The 961-nt window shown below is 62.0% G+C and carries 1 protein-coding gene; it reads right to left on the bottom strand.

The annotated features are described in order from the left end of the window. Positions 1-961 (bottom strand): elongation factor Tu (gene tuf / locus BSZ35_RS18880; protein WP_105014158.1); only part of this gene is annotated, 961 nt, incomplete at both ends.

Genomic DNA, 961 nt, shown 5'->3' with positions numbered 1-961 from the left:
CGCCTTGAACGTCGCGTTGTCCCCCGGCATCACCATCTCTACCCCCTCCTCCAGCTCAATCGATCCGGTCACATCGGTCGTCCGGAAGTAAAACTGCGGCTGGTATCCGTCGAAAAACGGCGTGTGGCGACCGCCCTCCTCCTTCGAAAGCACGTATACCTCACACTCAAACTCCTTGTGCGGCGTCACCGTCCCCGGCTCCGCCAACACCATTCCCCGGCTGACCTCCTCCTTCTCAATCCCCCGGAGCAGAATGCCGGCGTTGTCTCCCGCCTCCCCCTCCTCCAGAGTCTTGTTGAACATCTCAATGCCGGTCACCACCGACTCCATCTTCTCCTCCTGCATCCCGACAATGTCTACCTCGTCTTGCAGCTGCACCTTCCCCCGCTCAATCCGACCGGTCACAACCGTCCCCCGACCCGTGATCGAAAAGATGTCCTCCACCGGCATCAAGAACGGCTTCTCCACGTCCCGCTCCGGCGTCGGAATGTACTCGTCGACCGCCTCCATGAGCTCCATGATCTTGTCCTCGTGCTCCTCCTCGCTCTCGAGGGCCTTAAGGGCCGACCCCCGCACCATCGGCACCTCGTCTCCCGGAAACTCATACTCGGTCAAAAGCTCCCGAACCTCCATCTCCACAAGCTCCAGCAGCTCCGCGTCGTCGACCAGGTCGGTCTTGTTCATGAACACCACCAGGTACGGAACCCCCACCTGCCGCGCAAGCAAAATGTGCTCTCGAGTCTGCGGCATCGGGCCGTCGGTGGCCGCAACCACCAAAATCGCCCCGTCCATCTGCGCCGCCCCCGTCACCATGTTCTTCACGTAGTCCGCGTGCCCCGGACAGTCGACGTGCGCATAGTGCCGGTTCTCCGTCTCGTACTCCACGTGGGACGTCGCAATCGTAATCCCGCGCTCTCGCTCCTCCGGCGCGTTGTCAATCGACTCGAACGTCTTGGCCGCC

The sequence above is a fragment of the Salinibacter sp. 10B genome (assembly GCF_002954405.1).
In the GTDB taxonomy this organism is placed as follows: domain Bacteria; phylum Bacteroidota; class Rhodothermia; order Rhodothermales; family Salinibacteraceae; genus Salinibacter.
The sequence above is the reverse complement of the archived record's forward strand: the minus strand, read 5'-3'. Positions and strand labels throughout refer to the sequence as shown.